Raw genomic sequence first — 16,363 nt, forward strand, 5'->3', positions numbered from 1 at the left:
CCAAACAAAAAACCCCGACAATTTGCCGGGGTCCCTCGTCACAGGGTTCAGTGTTTTTGTTGGTTTGCAAGCTGTTCTTGTGCCATTTCAATAGCACGCTTCACGATGTTACCTGCATCGCGAGCTTTGATTCCTCCCCAACCTTCTTTCTGAACCGTATCATAAAATCCAAGCTCTTTCGCAATTTCTTCCTTCAAATGGTCTGACATGATTCCTTTATGTCTGCCCATGCGAATTCAGCTCCTTTCAATCCTGTGACACTCTTAGTGTTAGAATCGAAAGAAGTTGCTATCCCCTTAATATGTATCCAATAATGGGAAGCATTGCAACGAATAGCTCGTTAAAAAAGCAAAAAAAGCAGTTAGACCGATCGCCTTAACCGCTTACTGCTGCTTGTTCTTCGTTAAATGTTAACTGTACTGTTTCGGTCAGTACGTCCGTGTAGCTGTAAGAGACACGTTCAAACGCATTTGTGTCCTGGTCTAGCTTAACAATGAACACTGCCGGGTAGGTTTCTTCAAGGATGCCTGAACGTTGAATTGTCTTCCTGCGACCTCCGTTTGCCTTCAAGGTCAACCGTTTGCCAACTTGGGATTGTAACGTCTGTTTGATCTCTACGATCGTTTTTGCCATAGGAACATCCACCTCACTTAGACAAATTATAACATCTTTTGCGCTGTTTTGTCAAATAAAACTTAAATTATAACAACCAATTAAAAACTATGTCAATTGTTATTTATCAAAGATGTGTAATTTTAGTCTTTGCAAGTTTGTCGAAAAATATGTGAATGCGCTTAAAAATCTTCCAATACGCGATTGAAGGATGGTGAGATCACCATCCTTCATCCTATTCTGAATATTCCTCGTGGTCTTTCATCGGCATACCAGTTCTAAGAATTCCCTTTGTTTCTACTCCCCCAAGACCATCTTCTCCTGTTAATGTATTCCTGAGAGCATCCCACACATTTACGTGATCAGTGAACGATGTTAATGCAATTTTTGAAACGATAAACACCGGATCCAACATATGAATGTTAATTCTTGAAGGAGAGCTCGCAAAATTTGCACCGGCGCGAATCAACGATTCGAAGTGTGATTGACAAGCTCCTGCAAAAATAACTAAGTGGTCTAGATTTGGAAAAACACTTCTCACTTCTTTTACAGCACGAACAAAATATCGTGAATTTCGATAGGATTGTAAGTCTTTTTTCTCACCCTTATGTTTACTATATGCATCATGACCTGTGATCACGAGAATATCTGGCCTGACGTTGTTTACCAGCTTGATGATTTTCTCAGGAATTTCACTTTCCTTCATATAAATACCATAGACGGGCACACCTAACCGCTTATACATATCTAGGCATTTATTTAAATATAATGCATCGCCGTCTATATGAAGGATCTTCCCTGGTATTTCGAAAAAACTTGTTTCCTTCTTAAAGTGGTTTGTCGCGGTATATTCTCTCTTCATTCGTAAAAGCTGATAATCTTGACGAAACAATCGAAAAGAATAGTCCTCCTTTTCCTTTATTTGCTCTTGTCTCGACTTGTGCTCCTTCGTATCGATCAGCACAAGATCATCAACTGGCGAGTCAGCGATCAACCTCATATCTTCTCCTACAAGCTCAACAATTTGAGTTGATTCATTCACCTTAGTGATCCTAAAAATTAAATCACAGCCATATGAACGCCTGGCTACGATATCTCCTTCTTTCATTGTCATTGTCTTCCCCCCAGGCCGCTTTACCTCTTTGCTTAAAGCATCACTCTTTTTTTACTATATGAAAGCTCAGTAAAAAGATGAACTCGTAGGAAAAGCTTGAAACGGGCAATTTCTAAATGGACATAAAAAAAGACACTTCATTTGAAGTGTCCTAACTTTCTAATCGACGATAAAAAGCGTTACTCAGCTTTGCAAACTCCTCCATAGAGAGCGTTTCACCACGTCGACTGCCTTCGATATCAGTTTCTTTTAAAACTTCTTCAATCATTGGCTTTTTATCTTTACTTAATAAATTATTTTGCAGATTATTCATTAGCGTCTTTCTTCTTTGTCCAAAGCTTGCACGAATCACTTCAAAAAAGTGCTTCTCACTAAGTAGATCTACCGGAGGCTCTTTCCTTAGCTCTAAGTGTAAAACCGCCGAGTCTACGTTTGGCTTTGGTACAAAGACTGTACTAGGTACGGTAAGTGCAGTCTTTGCTTCAGCATAGTACTGTACAGCTAAAGAAAGTGAGCCATAGTTCTTTGAACCTGGTTTGGCCGCTATACGCTCAGCTACTTCTTTCTGTATCATCACGACGATACCACGCACAGGAAGCTTCTCTTCTAGAAGTTTCATTAATATAGGTGTCGTCACATAATAAGGAAGGTTTGCAACTACCATTAAATCTTGGCCGCTCTCAAACTCCTCTTCGATCACTTTGTGTACATCAGCTTCTAGAACATCAGCGTGACGTATGGTGACATTCGGATATGGAGATAGCGTATCCGCGAGAATCGGTAGTAACCTTTGGTCAATTTCAAACGCGACTACTTTATTTGCTTGCTTAGCCAACTTCTCTGTTAACGCACCAATCCCCGGGCCAATTTCAATTGCGCCAGATCCAGCCGTAAGGTTTGCCTGATTAACGATCTTTGTAAGGACGTTCGAATCGATCAGAAAGTTTTGTCCTAGACTTTTCTTAAATGTAAAACCGTATTTTTCTAATATTGCTTTCGTTCTCACAGGTGTTGAGATTTCTTTATTCATTCTTGTTCCTCCTGTAGTACTTCTTCAAATGCGAGTATAAACTCTTCTTTTGAAATCTGAAACATTTGTAGTCTTTTATAGAGCTGCTTTCCATTCATATAGCCCATTTGAAGCTTTTCACCTAGCGCCTGCCTTCTCGCCTTAGCTTTTGGACCTACTACGAGACCAGCGTCGATTAAATCTTCCCATTCGATCAAAATGTCTGGTGCCTCAAACTCTTCTCTTACCGTGAGGATTGCATCACGAATCGCTTCAGATGAGGCGTGTTCGATACCAACCTTTTTTCCATTCGCAGAAATCGCATACTTTTTGTTTAAAAAGGCATGCTTACAGGAAGGAAGCCTTTGACTAATAATTTGTCTTATACGAGTGCCTGGATAGTCGGGATCTGTAAAAATGATAACCCCTCTTTTTTTCGCAGCAAGTTCGATCCTCTTAAGCGTTTCTTCGCTTATCTCAGAACCATTCGTCTCTAATGTATCAGCATCAACTGCTCGTTTAATAGCGAGTGAATCATTTTTTCCTTCTACTATAATGATTTCTTTAACTTTCACAATACGTCCTCCAGAAATGAAACCTTTTCGATTCCTAATTCGTCTATATTAATAGCTATGTCCATCACAGTCTTTTATTTTTCATATAAAAAACACAGAGAGAGAAAAATCCCCCTCTGTGTTACTAGCATATCATAGATCTTGTCCTAATTTAGAATCGTAATTTTCACTGACTTACGTCCCCAAGCATAGGCAGCTGATTTTGAAGAGAAGAATACGTCGATCTTGTTTCCTTTGATCGCACCACCAGTATCCGCTGCAATAGCTGTACCGTATCCTTCAACGTGTACTTTTGAACCTAGAGGTATGACACTAGGATCAACAGCTATAACTTTAGCACCAGGGTTAGACTTCAAGTTAAAACCAGTAGCCGTGATGCCTGAGCATCCAGAGCAATTCGCTGTGTAAGCAGTACTTGATACATATAAGACCTTACCACTTGAAGGTTTTGATGATGAAGTAGATTTTTTCTTCGTTGTTGAAGCGGTTGTAGCCGTCTTTTTCTTAGCTGCTGTCTGCTTGATCACCTGTGTACCAACTGCAACAACACGATCGCTACTTTTTTCAACTACTTCTGTTTTCACAAGCTCTCTCGAGACTTCTTTACCGTTCTCAAGAACCACTTCATAGTGCTTCTTTTCCTTACCATTTTTACCTGAATTGATAACCTTTTCTTTGCCCTTTTGCATTGAGCTATCATTCTTGGTAACTGTTGTAAAATCAATCGATTCTTCCACTACATCGGTGACTTTTTCTACTCTTACAACGTTGATGTCAGATCCTGATTTAAGCTTAGTCTCCTTACCTGGCTCAACGCGGTCGAGTTCTCCGAGTTCAATATTCTGCTGTTCTAAAAAGTCAGCGACCGTAGTCGAAGTGGTCCAAACGTCCGTTTGTTTCCCGCCGTCATTGACATTTACCTGGAATGCTTCAGTAATTGAAATCTCCATGTCTTTCTTAAGTTCACTGCCCATCGAAACTGATAGCTGGTCATGTTCACTTAAGTTGATCTTCTCTTCTGCTAGTAATTCCTTAACTGTATCTTTCGTAGTCCAAACACGTTCTTCTTTACCGTTCACCTTTATCGTAACTTCCATCGCAGGTTTCCAGATGATTCGATTCCCTCTAGTTAACTCAGCTGAAAGGTCACGGTTTACATAATCGTATTCTCCAACATCGACTTCTTGTTCTTTTAACACATCTCCAACCGTATTTGCATGCGTCTTAACTAGCTTCTCTTCCCCATCTAGGACAAGTGTTACTGAAGCTTTTGTAGTTTCAAACACGATAAAGCCGGAGACTAAACCTAGCACAACCACGCTCAATAGCGCCATAAAAATTTTCTTTCCGGTGTTAGCGGAAAAACTTTGCATCTTGGTTTTCATCGTTTTAGAGTCCTCCTAGAACCGTCTTTGTTTCATAAAGAAAAGCTTCATTCACTCTCACACAAGTCCCGCACTTTGCAAGTTTAATAGATTTGACGCTATTTTCCTCGCAAAATGAAGGGGAAATCATAAAGAAATAGGTTTCACTTTTATAGGGTGAATATCTTATTTCAAAAAGCCTAACTTATCATCGATCGACAGTTTCTTTTTTAACGTTGTATTCCAAATAACCGGATCGCATTGTCGAAAGTTACTTTAGCCAAGTCTTCGTATTCCATATCCTTTAGATCAGCAACCTGTTCAGCTACTAGCTTAACGTACGATGGTTCGTTCCGTTTCCCTCTGTAAGGATGAGGGGCAAGAAATGGACAATCAGTTTCGACAAGAAGGCGTTCAAGAGGCACTTCCTTCGCTACTTCTTTTGGTAGTTTTGCGTTTTTGAATGTTACTGGACCACCTAAAGAAATATAAAAGTTCATGTCCAAGCACTCGTTCGCTTCTTCAACTGTGCCTGCGAAGCAATGCATGATGCCGCCAACTTCAGATGCATCTTCTTCTTTAAGAATATCGATAACATCCCTTGTCGCTTCACGGTTATGTATGATGATCGGTAGTTTCACTTTCTTTGCAAGTTGTATTTGCTTTCGAAAAACTTCTTTTTGAATGTCATGTGGTGACTTGTCCCAATGATAGTCAAGTCCCATCTCGCCTATGGCAACTACCTTCGGATGTTCTGCGAGTTTTTCAATCCACGCCAGGTCTTCCTCTTTCATGTCGACAGCATCTACTGGATGCCAACCTACTGCAGCGTATAGAAAGTCATACTCTTCAACAAGCTTCATAGCATTCGTTATTGTTTCATGGTCGAAACCAACGACAATCATCTTACTTACCCCAGCTTCTCGAGCGCGATCAATAACCTCTTTCTTATCTTCGGAAAATTGTTCAACGTTCAAATGGGTGTGCGTGTCGAATAGCATGAAAAAACTCCTTTTCCGTATAGTACGAAGCAAGTGTATCAAATGTACTAGTTATTTTCTAATGCTAAACAGTTTCAATTCAATTACAATTCCGTTACAAACGACAAATAACACCCATTTTTATTGTTAACTTAAAACTATTTTTGGTTATTAAAAAGGAATTGCTGATGGTAAAAGAGAACTATTGCAAGGAATATATTGTGAAATTAAAAGTAAAAAAGACCCGGTCCAAGGACCGAGTCTCACACAATTATTTAATTTGGGTTCCATTTGGTAAACTGTCAGCTATTGTTGACAGCTTCAGTTCACCGTCATGTTCTCCAGCAAGGATCATGCCTTCTGACAGTTCGCCTCTTAGTTTTACAGGCTTCAGGTTAGAGACGCATACAACTTTTTTACCAATCAGTTCTTCTGGCTTGTAATGTTTTGCGATACCAGAAACAACTTGTCTCGTTTCATAACCAAGGTCTAATTGAAGTTTAAGAAGTTTGTTCGCTTTCTTAACAGGTTCAGCTTCTAATACCTGTGCAACACGAAGGTCTACTTTCGTAAAATCTTCAATCGTTATTTCATCTAGGTCAGGTTTCTCGACAGCTGGTGCTTCCTTAACTTGATTGCCGCCCATCTCTTCAACAATGTGTGCTACTTCTTCATCACGGTCGAGGCGAGGGAATAATGGTGTACCTTTTTGAACCTTAGTACCACCATAACCAGGCTTAAACGTAAGAGAATCCCAGCTCGTACGCTCTCCTTCTTCAATACCGAGCTGAGCCCAAATTTTCTTAGGCGTCTGAGTTAAGAATGGTTGAAGCATAATCGCAACCTGTCTCAATGATTCAGCAAGGTGAACCATAACAGCTCCAAGTTTCTCTTTATTTGAATCATCCTTTGCAAGCACCCATGGCTGTGTCTCATCGATATACTTATTCGTGCGGCTGATGAGTTGCCAAATGGACGTCAATGCTACTGAGAACTCCATATTATCAAGAGATTGCTCAACCTTTTCTACCGTTTGTTCAACTAGTGCTACAAGGTTGTCATCAAATTCCGTTACAGACCCGCTATACGTTGGAACTTGTCCATCAAAATATTTATCGATCATCGCCACAGTACGATTTAAGAGGTTCCCTAAATCATTAGCTAGGTCATGGTTGATACGTTCCACGAAGCTTTCAGGAGTGAAAACCCCATCTGATCCGAATGGAACTTCACGCAGTAGATAGTAACGTAGAGAATCGAGTCCGTAGCGATCGATCAACGTTACAGGGTCAACCACATTTCCTTTCGACTTCGACATCTTGCCATCCTTCATGAGGAGCCAACCGTGTGCGAATACCTTTTTAGGTAAAGGAAGCTCGAGAGACATGAGCATGATCGGCCAATAAATCGTATGGAAGCGAACGATTTCTTTTCCTACCAGGTGAACATCGGCTGGCCAGAACTTATTGTACAGCTCTTCATCGTCTGTTCCATAACCAAGGGAGGTGATGTAATTCGATAGAGCATCGATCCAAACATAAATGACATGCTTAGGGTCGCCCGGGACTTTAACACCCCAGTCGAAAGAAGTTCTTGAAACAGCTAGATCTTCAAGTCCAGGTTTAATGAAATTATTTACCATTTCGTTTTTCCGAGACTCAGGCTGAATAAATTCAGGGTTATCTTCGTAAAATTTCAAAAGTCGATCAGCATACTTACCCATTTTAAAGAAGTACGATTCTTCCTTAACTTTTTCTACTTCTCTACCGCAGTCAGGACACTTTCCGTCAACTAACTGACGCTCTGTAAAGAAGGATTCACACGGGGTACAATACCAACCTTCATATTGATCAAGGTAGATATCACCTTTCTCGTACATCTTTTGAAAGATCTTTTCGACAACTTTCTCGTGGCGCTCTTCAGTTGTTCGAATAAAATCATCATAGCTGATATCTAATTTGTCCCAAAGGTCTTTGATCCCTGAGACGATATCGTCAACATACTGTTGAGGAGTAACGCCTTGCTCTAGGGCTTTCTTTTGAATCTTTTGTCCATGTTCATCCGTTCCTGTGAGGTATTGTACGTCAAATCCTCTCAATCGTTTGTATCTTGCCATCGCATCTCCAGCTACAGTTGTATATGCATGGCCGATGTGCAGCTTACCACTCGGGTAATAAATCGGGGTCGTAATGTAGAACGTTTTGTCACCCATGTCGCTTTCCTCCTTGAATCATACAATTATCTAGTGAAACAAAAGGTAAATCCCTTTTATTTACGCTAATGATCGTTAGTTAACACTGTTTTGCAACTCTTTTTTAATAAGGGATAAAAAGCCCCCGTCCAAACAGGACGAGAGCATTCAAAACTCTCTTCAACAAATTCAATTAGCATTATAGCCTAAGCTTTATCGCTGGTTACTGGTAGTGCTTCTTCATCAAAATATACCTAATTTAAGGTAGAAATGCAAGAATGTCACTGATTCGCAAAACCGAATCGACAAACCCCCATTTTGTCGAAGGAATCTCGAAAAATATGTCGAAACTTCATAGCATGAAGAGTTCGTATTTTCATAGTATCAGTTCACAAAAACCGTTAAAAACACCTTCATATTAGGAAATATTTACCCTTTGAAAAGGATTGACGGTTATGGGAAACACTGGTATTATATAAACCATAAATAGAGAAATTTGTCGAATCATGACGTATTTAATAAAAAAATTGGGAATAGGGGAGAAATGTATCATGAAATCTACTGGAATTGTACGTAAAGTTGACGAACTAGGCCGTGTTGTAATCCCGATCGAATTACGTCGTACTCTTGGCATCGCTGAAAAGGATGCTCTTGAGATTTATGTGGATGACGACCGCATCGTACTTAAGAAATATAAGCCAAACATGACTTGCCAAGTAACTGGAGAAGTTTCTGATGACAACCTTGCAATCGGCAACGGTAAGATCGTTCTAAGCCGTGAAGGTGCAGAACAAGTACTTGAAGAAATTCAAAAAGCACTAACGAATAAGTAATTACAAAAAAGCTCCTGCGATGCAGGAGCTTTTATTTTGATATAGAGTTTTTAATCGACATGATAAGCTTGATAAACGTCCCGTTTTGGGATATTTCGGTCCTTTGAAACTAGCTTTATCGCCTCTTTACTCTTTGTTCCTTCATTAATATAGTGGGTTACATGTTCTTCTAACGAATAACCTTCCCACCATGCTTCTTGCGTAACATCTTCACCAGACCCACCGTCTACAATCACGCAGAACTCGCCTCTAACATTCGAATCCTCACACCATGCTAATACTTCTTCAGCTGTGCCTCTGACAAACTCTTCATATCGCTTGGAAAGTTCTCTTGCAATAACGATTTTTCGGTTTCCAAGAACCTCTAAGATCGCCTTGATCATTTCTTTCAAACGGTGAGGTGCTTCATAGAACAAGATTGGTGACCTAATAGGTACTAGCTGCTCAAGCTCGCTTTTTCTTTCCTTTTTCTGTCTAGAAAGAAAGCCATAATAATAGAAATGTTGCGTTTTAAGACCTGATGCAATCAATGCAGTCGTTGCTGCGTTCGCACCTGGCAATGGTATAACAGGTATCTCTTCCTCCACACACGCACAGACAAGTTCATAACCAGGATCTGAAATAGCCGGCATACCCGCATCGCTGACTAAGGCAATGTTTTGGCCATCCCGTAGTTTCTCTATTAACTTTTGACCGCTCGTATCCTTATTATGTTCGTGGTAACTCGTAAGTGCCGTCTCGATCTCGAAGTGATTCGTTAATTTTCTCGATTGCCTCGTATCTTCTGCTGCGATCAGATCTACTTCTTTTAGTATCTTCACCGCCCGAAACGTCATATCCTCTAGATTCCCAATAGGCGTTGGGACGAGATATAACTTACCTGTTTCGCTTTCCTTGTAACTCTGTTGACTCCACATGCTCGTACACTTCCTTTTCAATCAGAGACATTTTCTGAGCTCGGGTTAATTGTTTAATACGATATTCTTCTTGAAGTGCCTTGCGCTTCGTATCGTATGTGGCATGATAGACGAGTGAAAACGGTCCTCTTCCACGTGTATACTTAGCACCCTTCCCACTCTCATGCTGAGATATACGATGAGCTAGGTCTGTTGTGTACCCAGTGTAAAAACTATCGTCTTTGCATCTCAATATATAAACGACATGCTTACAGCTCATTATATAATTCTTTCATTTCGTTCGTATAGTTGCCATTGTCTTCGTAAACGACAAACGGAGGAAGTACTTTTAAATCAGGCTTTCCGTCCTTTATTCCTTCTATTAAAAGAATATTTGCCTCTTTGTTCGCTTTTGGATAGACGAGCTGCATCCGTTTAGGTTCAATTCTATACTTCCTCATCACTGTCATAATATCCAACAGTCTTTCTGGGCGATGAACAATGGATACTTTCCCGCCTTGTTTTACAAGACTGCTGCACGCCTGAATCACATCATCAAGCGTACATAACACCTCATGTCTCGCGATCGTTAAATGTTCATTCAGATTACGCTGCTCCGTTTTCTTACTTTTAAAATAGGGAGGATTGCACGTGACCGCATCATAAGATTCGCGCTTCATTTCTACCGGAAGCTCCTTCAAATCTCCATTATAAAGCGTGATCTGATCACTTAATTCATTTAGTGCTACGCTCCGTTTCCCCATGTCAAACAGTCTCTCTTGTATTTCCAACCCGTCGATCGCTACTTTGCTTTTCCTAGATAACAACAGCGGAATAATTCCATTACCTGAACAAAGATCAGCTGTTTTGCCACGTGTAATAGGTACCCAAGCAAAATTAGCAAGCAGGATGGCATCGAGTGAAAATGAAAACACGTTTGGACTTTGAATAATACTGAGTTCGTTCTCTACAATATAATCCAAACGTTCATCTTCGTTTAATTTCATCATCGTGTTCTCCTAACTCATTATTGATAAACAACGTCTAAAAAAAGGTCTTTCCAGAAAAGGAAAGACCGTACCACTACTTTTTATTTAAGAACGATAGACAGAAGAGGCAATCGCCTTCCGTCCGAATACTCCCGTAGTGAAGGTTGCAAATATGAAAGCCTTCTTGGTACAACCGGGCAAGGTTATCATATCCCTCACCAACTTCAGGCTTTCCGCGCTTCTTCCTGCCAGATGACTTCCCTCTCGGCTCAGAAGTTTGCTCCAACCGCTCTCGCAAGTGGTGATTCTCAATTTCGAGATGGTGATTTTCTTCTAACATCGCTGCTAGATGTGCTTTTAAATCGCCAAGTTGTTTATATAAGTCACCAATCTGTTCCTCCATTGAGCTTACTCGTGAAAAAACTTCCTTTTTCTCCACTTCCGTTCCACCTCAATCACTCTGTGGCTTGCGTAGACACTGCGCCGTCTTGTATTAATTCATCTAATGTATATTCTGTCACACGATTTAATTCAAAAAGTTCAACCTGTACAAGGCGTTCGAGAATATTCAACCCTACAACCTTACCTTTACCCTGACCTGTGTTGATGGTTTTTCCAACGTCAGGAAGTTCTTTTTTGCCTGATTCATAAGCATCGTTCTCATATTTTAAGCAGCACATCAAGCGTCCACATAGTCCAGATATTTTCGCTGGATTCAATGAGAGATTTTGATCTTTCGCCATCTTGATCGACACAGGCTCGAAATCTCCTAACCAAGTCGAACAGCATAGCATCCTGCCACAAGGACCGATACCGCCAAGCATCTTCGCCTCATCTCGTACACCGATTTGGCGAAGTTCGATTCGCGTTCTAAAGATTGAAGCTAAACCTTTAACTAAATCACGAAAGTCTACTCTTCCATCGGCTGTGAAATAGAAAATGATCTTATTGCGATCGAATGTATATTCTACATCAACAAGCTTCATATCCAGCTTGTACTCTTCAATTTTTGCACCGCATACTTCAAATGCTTCTTCTGCTGCGCTCTTATTATCTTCAACCGCTAAACGATCTTTCTCATCAGCGATGCGTATCACTTTCTTTAACGGAAGAACTACGTCTTCTTCGTCAACTTTCTTATTTGCTATTACTACTTTTCCGAACTCGACTCCGCGTGCTGTCTCTACAATTACAAATTCTTTGTTAGAGACCTGGAGGTTATTCGGGTCAAAGTAATAGATCTTTCCCGCTTTTTTAAAACGGACCCCGACTACTTCATACACAAACTTATCCCTCCCGTAACCTGAGCACTAACTGTTCCATTACAAACTGCGGGTTCGTATTGGCGCTCAGACGTCTTTTGGCATCAAGTATCGCCATCATATGCTCGCTTATTCTCTTCCTTGGGAATTGAAGGGCATAACGTTCGAGCTTATCTTTATAATCTGCATAGACAATCCGCTCATCTTGCAGCTGTATCTTCATCAAATCTTTGTACCAAAACAGCATAAGGTTTAGCCCCATGTCTAGCTGTGATTTCTCCTTAAAATGCGCGAGCCATTTATCATGGATCGTAAGAAAAACCTGATGAGGCCGTTCCTTTAACTCTTCAGTCAATTGTATCACTATCGCTCTTGCCTGTGCAAACCAGTCATCGGTCGCAAGTTCCTTCGCTTTTCCTTTATCGTTCGTTAATTGTGACGCTAGTTTCGCTAACTGTGACGTGATTCCTTCGTTTACTAGTTCTTTTTCGATATTAGTAACCGATAAAGGTCGAAACGTCAGCACTTGGCACCTCGAGTAAATCGTTGGAAGTATATGCTGCTTTTGTTCCGTTAAAAGGATGGCCATCGTCATTTTACCAGGTTCTTCTAGAAACTTTAGCAAGCTATTAGCAGCCTGCGTCGTCATTTTATCTGAATGATTAAGGATATAAACTTTCTTATTCGATTCTACACCTAAATAAGAGAATTCTTTTTGAAGCTTACGAATTTGATCTATTTTAATCGATTGGCCATCAGGCTCAACCAGATGAAGGTCTGGATGATTACCCGAATCGACTCGTTTACAATCTTTACACGTTTGGCAAGGATCGATACCATCTCTCTCTTGGCAGAAGTAGGTTTTTGCCATGTGCACGGCAATATCCTTTTTGCCAGTGCCAGCTCCCCCATCGAATAAATACGCATGAGAGAGCCTATCCTTCTTGAAACTATTCATAACCATCCGTACGACAGTTGGCTGTCGCTCTTCTAATTGCTTCCAATCCGTCATTTTCAATCACTCATTCCAAACACATTTTAGAAGTGGTGGAACGCTTCTACAGGTAATACGAAAACAGTAGCGCCTCCAACCGATACTTCAACTGGGTACGGCACGTAAGAGTCAGCATTTCCACCCATAGGTGAAACAGGTGCCACCATTTGATCCCTGCTCTGACAATTGTCCTTAATGATATCAAGAAGCTTTTGCACCCTATGGTCCTCAGTTCCTATAAGGAACGTCGTATTACCTGCTCGTAAAAATCCACCGGTCGTCGCAAGCTTGGTCGCCTGAAAATTATGGTCAACCAGGGCATTCGATAAGCGATTACTATCTTTATCCTGTACGACTGCCATCACTAATTTCATGATAATCCCTCCTCGGCGGCGAGCATGACCTCGTTATTTTTTGTTACTACAATAGTTATCCCAAAGCGCTACAAAATCCTCTTTTATCACCTGAAAAATCTGATTCGCTTCGTTATCGCCATCCACAAGTGTAATTCTTTCTTGATTTTGGTCGTATAGTTCTAGAAAAGCGCCGCGCACTTTCTCATGATAGTCTGTTCCTTTTTGCTCGATACGATCGAGTTGGTTCCTAGCAACCATACGTTCTTTCCCTATTGCTACAGGAAGATCGATCATGTAACTCCGATCTGGGGTTAACCCCCCTGTCGCAAATTCATTGATCATCTTGATCGATTCGACATCCAAACCAAGGCCAACACCTTGATAGGCGATCGATGCATCAACAAAACGATCACATAACACAACATAACCTTCCTCTAGTGCTGGAATGATTTTTTCGTTTACATGTTGAGATCGAGAAGCGGCATACAATAATACCTCTGTTTCATCAACCATTTCGGCATGCTCAGGATTTAGAATGAGCGATCGGATCTTATCACTGATCGCGGTTCCTCCTGGCTCTCTTGTATGAATAAAAGGGATGTTTTCCTCACTTAAATACTCGGCAAGCTTTTGGACCTGTGTCGATTTCCCTGCTCCATCAGGACCTTCAAACGTTATAAATAAACCTTTCAATGCTTTACTCCTCTTCTAGTGCAATCGTTATAGTATTCCCCATCATCCCCTGTACATGACCACCTTCGGATAAAACGTTCAGAAGGAACTTAACATGTTTACTTGTAAAACGTTCACCAGGCATAACTACCGGAATTCCTGGGGGATATGGAATCACTGCTTTTGCAGAAATCTTTCCTATTGCTTCCTTTACTTCGATCTCTCGTTTGCTCATTTTCTCCAATTCTTCAAAAGAATAAGCAGGAGTCGAGATTTCTTTATCTATTTCTATATTGTAGGAAATCACGGGATTCGTTCGAGATTTTAATGCGATTTCCTTGAATACTTGAATCGTCTTCTTATAATTTTCTTGTTTTGGCGCAAGTGGTAAAACGAGGAGAACGTTTAACGAATCTGCTAGCTCTGGAAAAATAGATTCTTGTTCTAACTCATCAGCTAATTGAAAGCCTGATAACCCCTTCACTTGAACCGTTACTTTCAACGGGTCAATCGTACTGACTGATGAAGTAGCATGATCGATTACAGTAACACCATCTATATGATTTAGACTTTTCTTAAACCAATCGACCTCAGAAACAATCTGTGTTAACTGTTCATGAGTTAAGGACGAAAGGTGATATCTAGCTAAATCAAGTGAAGCCATTATCGGATAAGATGGACTGCTAGACTGAAGGATTTGTAAATAGTCGTTTACCTTCGAACGGTAGTCTTCATTCACAACATGCAAGTACGCTCCCATCGTCATCGCAGGAAGGGTCTTATGAGCAGAATGGACAACAAGGTCCGCACCATGTGCGATCGAACTCTTTGGGAAATAGCCAGACTTTCCAAAATGGGCTCCGTGCGCTTCATCTACAATTACTGTAAGATGATGCTCATGAGCGAGCGCAATCACTTTCTCTATTTCAACCGACATTCCATAATAATTAGGGTTTGTTAGCACTAGTGTACGTGCCTCTGGGTACATTCTTATTGCCTCTTTAAGACTTCCAACTGTAATCCCAGTCGCAACCTGACTCCTATGTTCCATTTCCGGTGAAATAAAGACAGGCTTTGCTTTTGTTAACCTCAGTCCATTTATTATAGACTTGTGACAGTTTTTTTGAATGAAAACAGTGTCACCCTGCTGACATACCGCCATCATCATCGCTAGATTTCCTGCTGTTGAACCTCCAACTAAAAATCTAGTTTGTGCGCTGCCGTATAGTTCAGAAGCTAACTCTTCAGCTTCTTTTATCACTCCATATGCATCATGCAGATCATCAAGCCCAGTAAGCTCCGTTGCATCGATCGCCATCACATGCTTAAATACTTCTTCTGCCTGTTCCATAGCTGGAATGATCGCACCATTTTTGTGGCCTGGCACATGATAAGAAATTGGATCCCTCTTGCTCCAAACTGATAATGCTTCTAGTAGTGGTACTCTGTTTTGGTCTCTCATCTATCCCACTTCTATCTATTAAAATATCGTTACCCATATACTATTATTCTATCATTATCTAGCAAAGACGAGAAGTAAAGGTAGAGGGATAACACGGGTATGTACCAGTTTTATAAACAAAAAAAAGACAGCTTTTTCAGCTATCCCCTTATGCTAAACGACTGAGTCGTAATTTACGTAGTTTTTCTAAGTAGTACTGATAATTTGCATGACTTGTATCGGTTTCAATAACCTTTCTCTCACAATCATAACAAATAAAACGCTCACAAATATGAATTCCTTTTAAACGCGTTTCTTCACAAACAAGACAGATTTCTCCCTTACTCTGTCTTACCGAATTCTCCATCGTCCCACCTCCATGATAAAAGCTTTGCCCAATTGTATGTTAGATATACATTACAGTTATCATTTCTCAGCAGGAATATAAGGTTCCTTTCTAAGGATATGTTACACCTGCCTATCCCGTGTCTGTCTTAAGGTAAAAGAGATAAAAAATAACAAAATAGGGTGCTGGAGTGGTGTAATGGAGGTTGATCGGGATGGAAAAGTGCTTTTATCAGCGAAAAAGGCACTATTATCGGCGAGTTTTTGGTTTTATCAGCGAAGCGTTGTTTGTAACTTTTGATTTGTTAAAAGGACATTCAGATAAAACCTTTTGAGGGCGAGCGGTCCGGGCGATATCCGCGAAATTTTCATTTTATCCGCGATAATCATGATATATCCGCGCTTTTCAATTTATATCCGCGAAACCAGGCCATTTATCCGCGCTTTTCGATTTATATCCGCGAAACCACTTTTCAGGAACCCCTGATGACTCAACACCACATTCAGACAAAACAAAAAAGCCAGAGCTCTATGCTCTGACTTCTCATTTGCCTAGCGACGTCCTACTCTTGCAGGGGGAGAGCCCCCAACTACCATCGGCGCTGAAGAGCTTAACTTCCGTGTTCGGCATGGGAACGGGTGTGACCTCTTCGCCTTCATCACTAGACTTACAGGATGTAAGTCGTTCGATGTTCACCACAGGACGTGGTGGAACTTAGTCGAACTTCTT

19 protein-coding genes and 1 rRNA gene are annotated in these 16,363 nt (G+C 40.8%); 1 reads left to right on the plus strand and 19 read right to left on the minus strand.

Going from position 1 to position 16,363, the window contains the following annotated elements:
• Window positions 1–47: 47 nt before the first annotated feature.
• The 8 genes from ACXADT_RS03420 to metG all read right to left on the minus strand — a co-directional run bounded on the left by ACXADT_RS03420 (window position 48) and on the right by metG (window position 7,866).
• Window positions 48–230, minus strand: coding sequence for a small, acid-soluble spore protein, alpha/beta type (locus tag ACXADT_RS03420; protein WP_224885480.1), 183 nt, complete (start codon window positions 228–230; stop codon window positions 48–50).
• Window positions 231–375: 145 nt separating this feature from the next.
• Window positions 376–633: a biofilm formation stimulator Veg gene (veg, locus tag ACXADT_RS03425; protein WP_270182910.1), complete on the minus strand. Its 258-nt coding sequence runs from the start codon at window positions 631–633 to the stop codon at window positions 376–378.
• Window positions 634–847: 214 nt separating this feature from the next.
• Complete coding sequence (gene yabG / locus ACXADT_RS03430) at window positions 848–1,726, minus strand: sporulation peptidase YabG (RefSeq protein WP_270182911.1); 879 nt, start codon at window positions 1,724–1,726, stop codon at window positions 848–850.
• A 151-nt stretch (window positions 1,727–1,877) separates the two neighbouring features.
• On the minus strand, window positions 1,878–2,756 hold the full coding sequence (gene rsmA / locus ACXADT_RS03435) for a 16S rRNA (adenine(1518)-N(6)/adenine(1519)-N(6))-dimethyltransferase RsmA (protein ID WP_270182912.1): 879 nt from the start codon (window positions 2,754–2,756) through the stop codon (window positions 1,878–1,880).
• Window positions 2,753–3,310: a ribonuclease M5 gene (rnmV, locus tag ACXADT_RS03440; RefSeq protein ID WP_474809715.1), complete on the minus strand. Its 558-nt coding sequence runs from the start codon at window positions 3,308–3,310 to the stop codon at window positions 2,753–2,755. Before rnmV ends, rsmA begins: the two co-directional genes overlap by 4 nt.
• A gap of 146 nt (window positions 3,311–3,456) precedes the next feature.
• On the minus strand, window positions 3,457–4,695 hold the full coding sequence (locus ACXADT_RS03445; protein WP_474809717.1) for a ubiquitin-like domain-containing protein: 1,239 nt from the start codon (window positions 4,693–4,695) through the stop codon (window positions 3,457–3,459).
• A 209-nt stretch (window positions 4,696–4,904) separates the two neighbouring features.
• On the minus strand, window positions 4,905–5,675 hold the full coding sequence (locus ACXADT_RS03450) for a TatD family hydrolase (RefSeq protein WP_270182915.1): 771 nt from the start codon (window positions 5,673–5,675) through the stop codon (window positions 4,905–4,907).
• A gap of 250 nt (window positions 5,676–5,925) precedes the next feature.
• Window positions 5,926–7,866, minus strand: coding sequence for a methionine--tRNA ligase (gene metG / locus ACXADT_RS03455; RefSeq protein WP_474833207.1), 1,941 nt, complete (start codon window positions 7,864–7,866; stop codon window positions 5,926–5,928).
• A gap of 530 nt (window positions 7,867–8,396) precedes the next feature.
• On the opposite strand from metG, the gene ACXADT_RS03460 reads away from it, so the two are divergent.
• On the plus strand, window positions 8,397–8,678 hold the full coding sequence (locus ACXADT_RS03460) for an AbrB/MazE/SpoVT family DNA-binding domain-containing protein (protein ID WP_270182917.1): 282 nt from the start codon (window positions 8,397–8,399) through the stop codon (window positions 8,676–8,678).
• 50 nt (window positions 8,679–8,728) lie between these two features.
• Here ACXADT_RS03460 and rsmI read toward each other — a convergent pair whose 3' ends face one another.
• The 11 genes from rsmI to rrf form a co-directional block, all read right to left on the minus strand.
• On the minus strand, window positions 8,729–9,595 hold the full coding sequence (gene rsmI / locus ACXADT_RS03465) for a 16S rRNA (cytidine(1402)-2'-O)-methyltransferase (RefSeq protein ID WP_270182918.1): 867 nt from the start codon (window positions 9,593–9,595) through the stop codon (window positions 8,729–8,731).
• Window positions 9,555–9,854: a GIY-YIG nuclease family protein gene (locus tag ACXADT_RS03470; RefSeq protein ID WP_270182919.1), complete on the minus strand. Its 300-nt coding sequence runs from the start codon at window positions 9,852–9,854 to the stop codon at window positions 9,555–9,557. The genes rsmI and ACXADT_RS03470 overlap by 41 nt, the downstream gene beginning before the upstream one ends.
• The gene (locus ACXADT_RS03475) at window positions 9,844–10,581 is read right to left on the minus strand and encodes a tRNA1(Val) (adenine(37)-N6)-methyltransferase (RefSeq protein WP_270182929.1); all 738 of its coding nucleotides are present in this window, start codon (window positions 10,579–10,581) and stop codon (window positions 9,844–9,846) included. Before ACXADT_RS03475 ends, ACXADT_RS03470 begins: the two co-directional genes overlap by 11 nt.
• Before the next feature lie 76 nt (window positions 10,582–10,657).
• Window positions 10,658–11,002 carry a DNA replication initiation control protein YabA gene (gene yabA, locus ACXADT_RS03480; protein WP_270182920.1) on the minus strand — a complete coding sequence of 115 codons (345 nt, stop codon included), beginning with the start codon at window positions 11,000–11,002 and terminating at the stop codon, window positions 10,658–10,660.
• Between the two features lie 16 nt (window positions 11,003–11,018).
• On the minus strand, window positions 11,019–11,846 hold the full coding sequence (locus ACXADT_RS03485) for a PSP1 domain-containing protein (protein WP_270182921.1): 828 nt from the start codon (window positions 11,844–11,846) through the stop codon (window positions 11,019–11,021).
• Between the two features lie 4 nt (window positions 11,847–11,850).
• On the minus strand, window positions 11,851–12,837 hold the full coding sequence (holB, locus tag ACXADT_RS03490; protein WP_474833209.1) for a DNA polymerase III subunit delta': 987 nt from the start codon (window positions 12,835–12,837) through the stop codon (window positions 11,851–11,853).
• A 26-nt stretch (window positions 12,838–12,863) separates the two neighbouring features.
• The gene (locus ACXADT_RS03495) at window positions 12,864–13,193 is read right to left on the minus strand and encodes a cyclic-di-AMP receptor (protein ID WP_224885500.1); all 330 of its coding nucleotides are present in this window, start codon (window positions 13,191–13,193) and stop codon (window positions 12,864–12,866) included.
• A gap of 33 nt (window positions 13,194–13,226) precedes the next feature.
• The gene (gene tmk, locus ACXADT_RS03500; RefSeq protein WP_270182923.1) at window positions 13,227–13,868 is read right to left on the minus strand and encodes a dTMP kinase; all 642 of its coding nucleotides are present in this window, start codon (window positions 13,866–13,868) and stop codon (window positions 13,227–13,229) included.
• Between the two features lie 4 nt (window positions 13,869–13,872).
• A complete protein-coding gene (locus ACXADT_RS03505) occupies window positions 13,873–15,309 on the minus strand; it encodes an aminotransferase class I/II-fold pyridoxal phosphate-dependent enzyme (RefSeq protein WP_474833210.1) in 1,437 nt (478 codons plus the stop codon).
• 148 nt (window positions 15,310–15,457) lie between these two features.
• The gene (locus tag ACXADT_RS03510) at window positions 15,458–15,655 is read right to left on the minus strand and encodes a sigma factor G inhibitor Gin (protein ID WP_270182925.1); all 198 of its coding nucleotides are present in this window, start codon (window positions 15,653–15,655) and stop codon (window positions 15,458–15,460) included.
• A gap of 528 nt (window positions 15,656–16,183) precedes the next feature.
• A 5S ribosomal RNA gene (gene rrf, locus ACXADT_RS03515) occupies window positions 16,184–16,300 on the minus strand.
• Between the last annotated feature and the right edge of the window lie 63 nt (window positions 16,301–16,363).

This window comes from Anaerobacillus sp. ABR4_321, from assembly GCF_056158505.1.

What these genes read in the sequence shown, in the direction of transcription:
- ACXADT_RS03420 (WP_224885480.1), bottom strand. Translation starts at nt 230, where the DNA reads ATGGGCAGACATAAAGGAATCATGTCAGACCATTTGAAGGAAGAAATT.
- veg (WP_270182910.1), bottom strand. Translation starts at nt 633, where the DNA reads ATGGCAAAAACGATCGTAGAGATCAAACAGACGTTACAATCCCAAGTT.
- yabG (WP_270182911.1), bottom strand. Translation starts at nt 1,726, where the DNA reads ATGACAATGAAAGAAGGAGATATCGTAGCCAGGCGTTCATATGGCTGT.
- rsmA (WP_270182912.1), bottom strand. Translation starts at nt 2,756, where the DNA reads ATGAATAAAGAAATCTCAACACCTGTGAGAACGAAAGCAATATTAGAA.
- ACXADT_RS03445 (WP_474809717.1), bottom strand. Translation starts at nt 4,695, where the DNA reads ATGAAAACCAAGATGCAAAGTTTTTCCGCTAACACCGGAAAGAAAATT.
- ACXADT_RS03450 (WP_270182915.1), bottom strand. Translation starts at nt 5,675, where the DNA reads ATGCTATTCGACACGCACACCCATTTGAACGTTGAACAATTTTCCGAA.
- metG (WP_474833207.1), bottom strand. Translation starts at nt 7,866, where the DNA reads ATGGGTGACAAAACGTTCTACATTACGACCCCGATTTATTACCCGAGT.
- ACXADT_RS03460 (WP_270182917.1), top strand. Translation starts at nt 8,397, where the DNA reads ATGAAATCTACTGGAATTGTACGTAAAGTTGACGAACTAGGCCGTGTT.
- rsmI (WP_270182918.1), bottom strand. Translation starts at nt 9,595, where the DNA reads ATGTGGAGTCAACAGAGTTACAAGGAAAGCGAAACAGGTAAGTTATAT.
- ACXADT_RS03470 (WP_270182919.1), bottom strand. Translation starts at nt 9,854, where the DNA reads ATGAGCTGTAAGCATGTCGTTTATATATTGAGATGCAAAGACGATAGT.
- ACXADT_RS03475 (WP_270182929.1), bottom strand. Translation starts at nt 10,581, where the DNA reads ATGAAATTAAACGAAGATGAACGTTTGGATTATATTGTAGAGAACGAA.
- holB (WP_474833209.1), bottom strand. Translation starts at nt 12,837, where the DNA reads ATGACGGATTGGAAGCAATTAGAAGAGCGACAGCCAACTGTCGTACGG.
- ACXADT_RS03495 (WP_224885500.1), bottom strand. Translation starts at nt 13,193, where the DNA reads ATGAAATTAGTGATGGCAGTCGTACAGGATAAAGATAGTAATCGCTTA.
- ACXADT_RS03505 (WP_474833210.1), bottom strand. Translation starts at nt 15,309, where the DNA reads ATGAGAGACCAAAACAGAGTACCACTACTAGAAGCATTATCAGTTTGG.
- ACXADT_RS03510 (WP_270182925.1), bottom strand. Translation starts at nt 15,655, where the DNA reads ATGGAGAATTCGGTAAGACAGAGTAAGGGAGAAATCTGTCTTGTTTGT.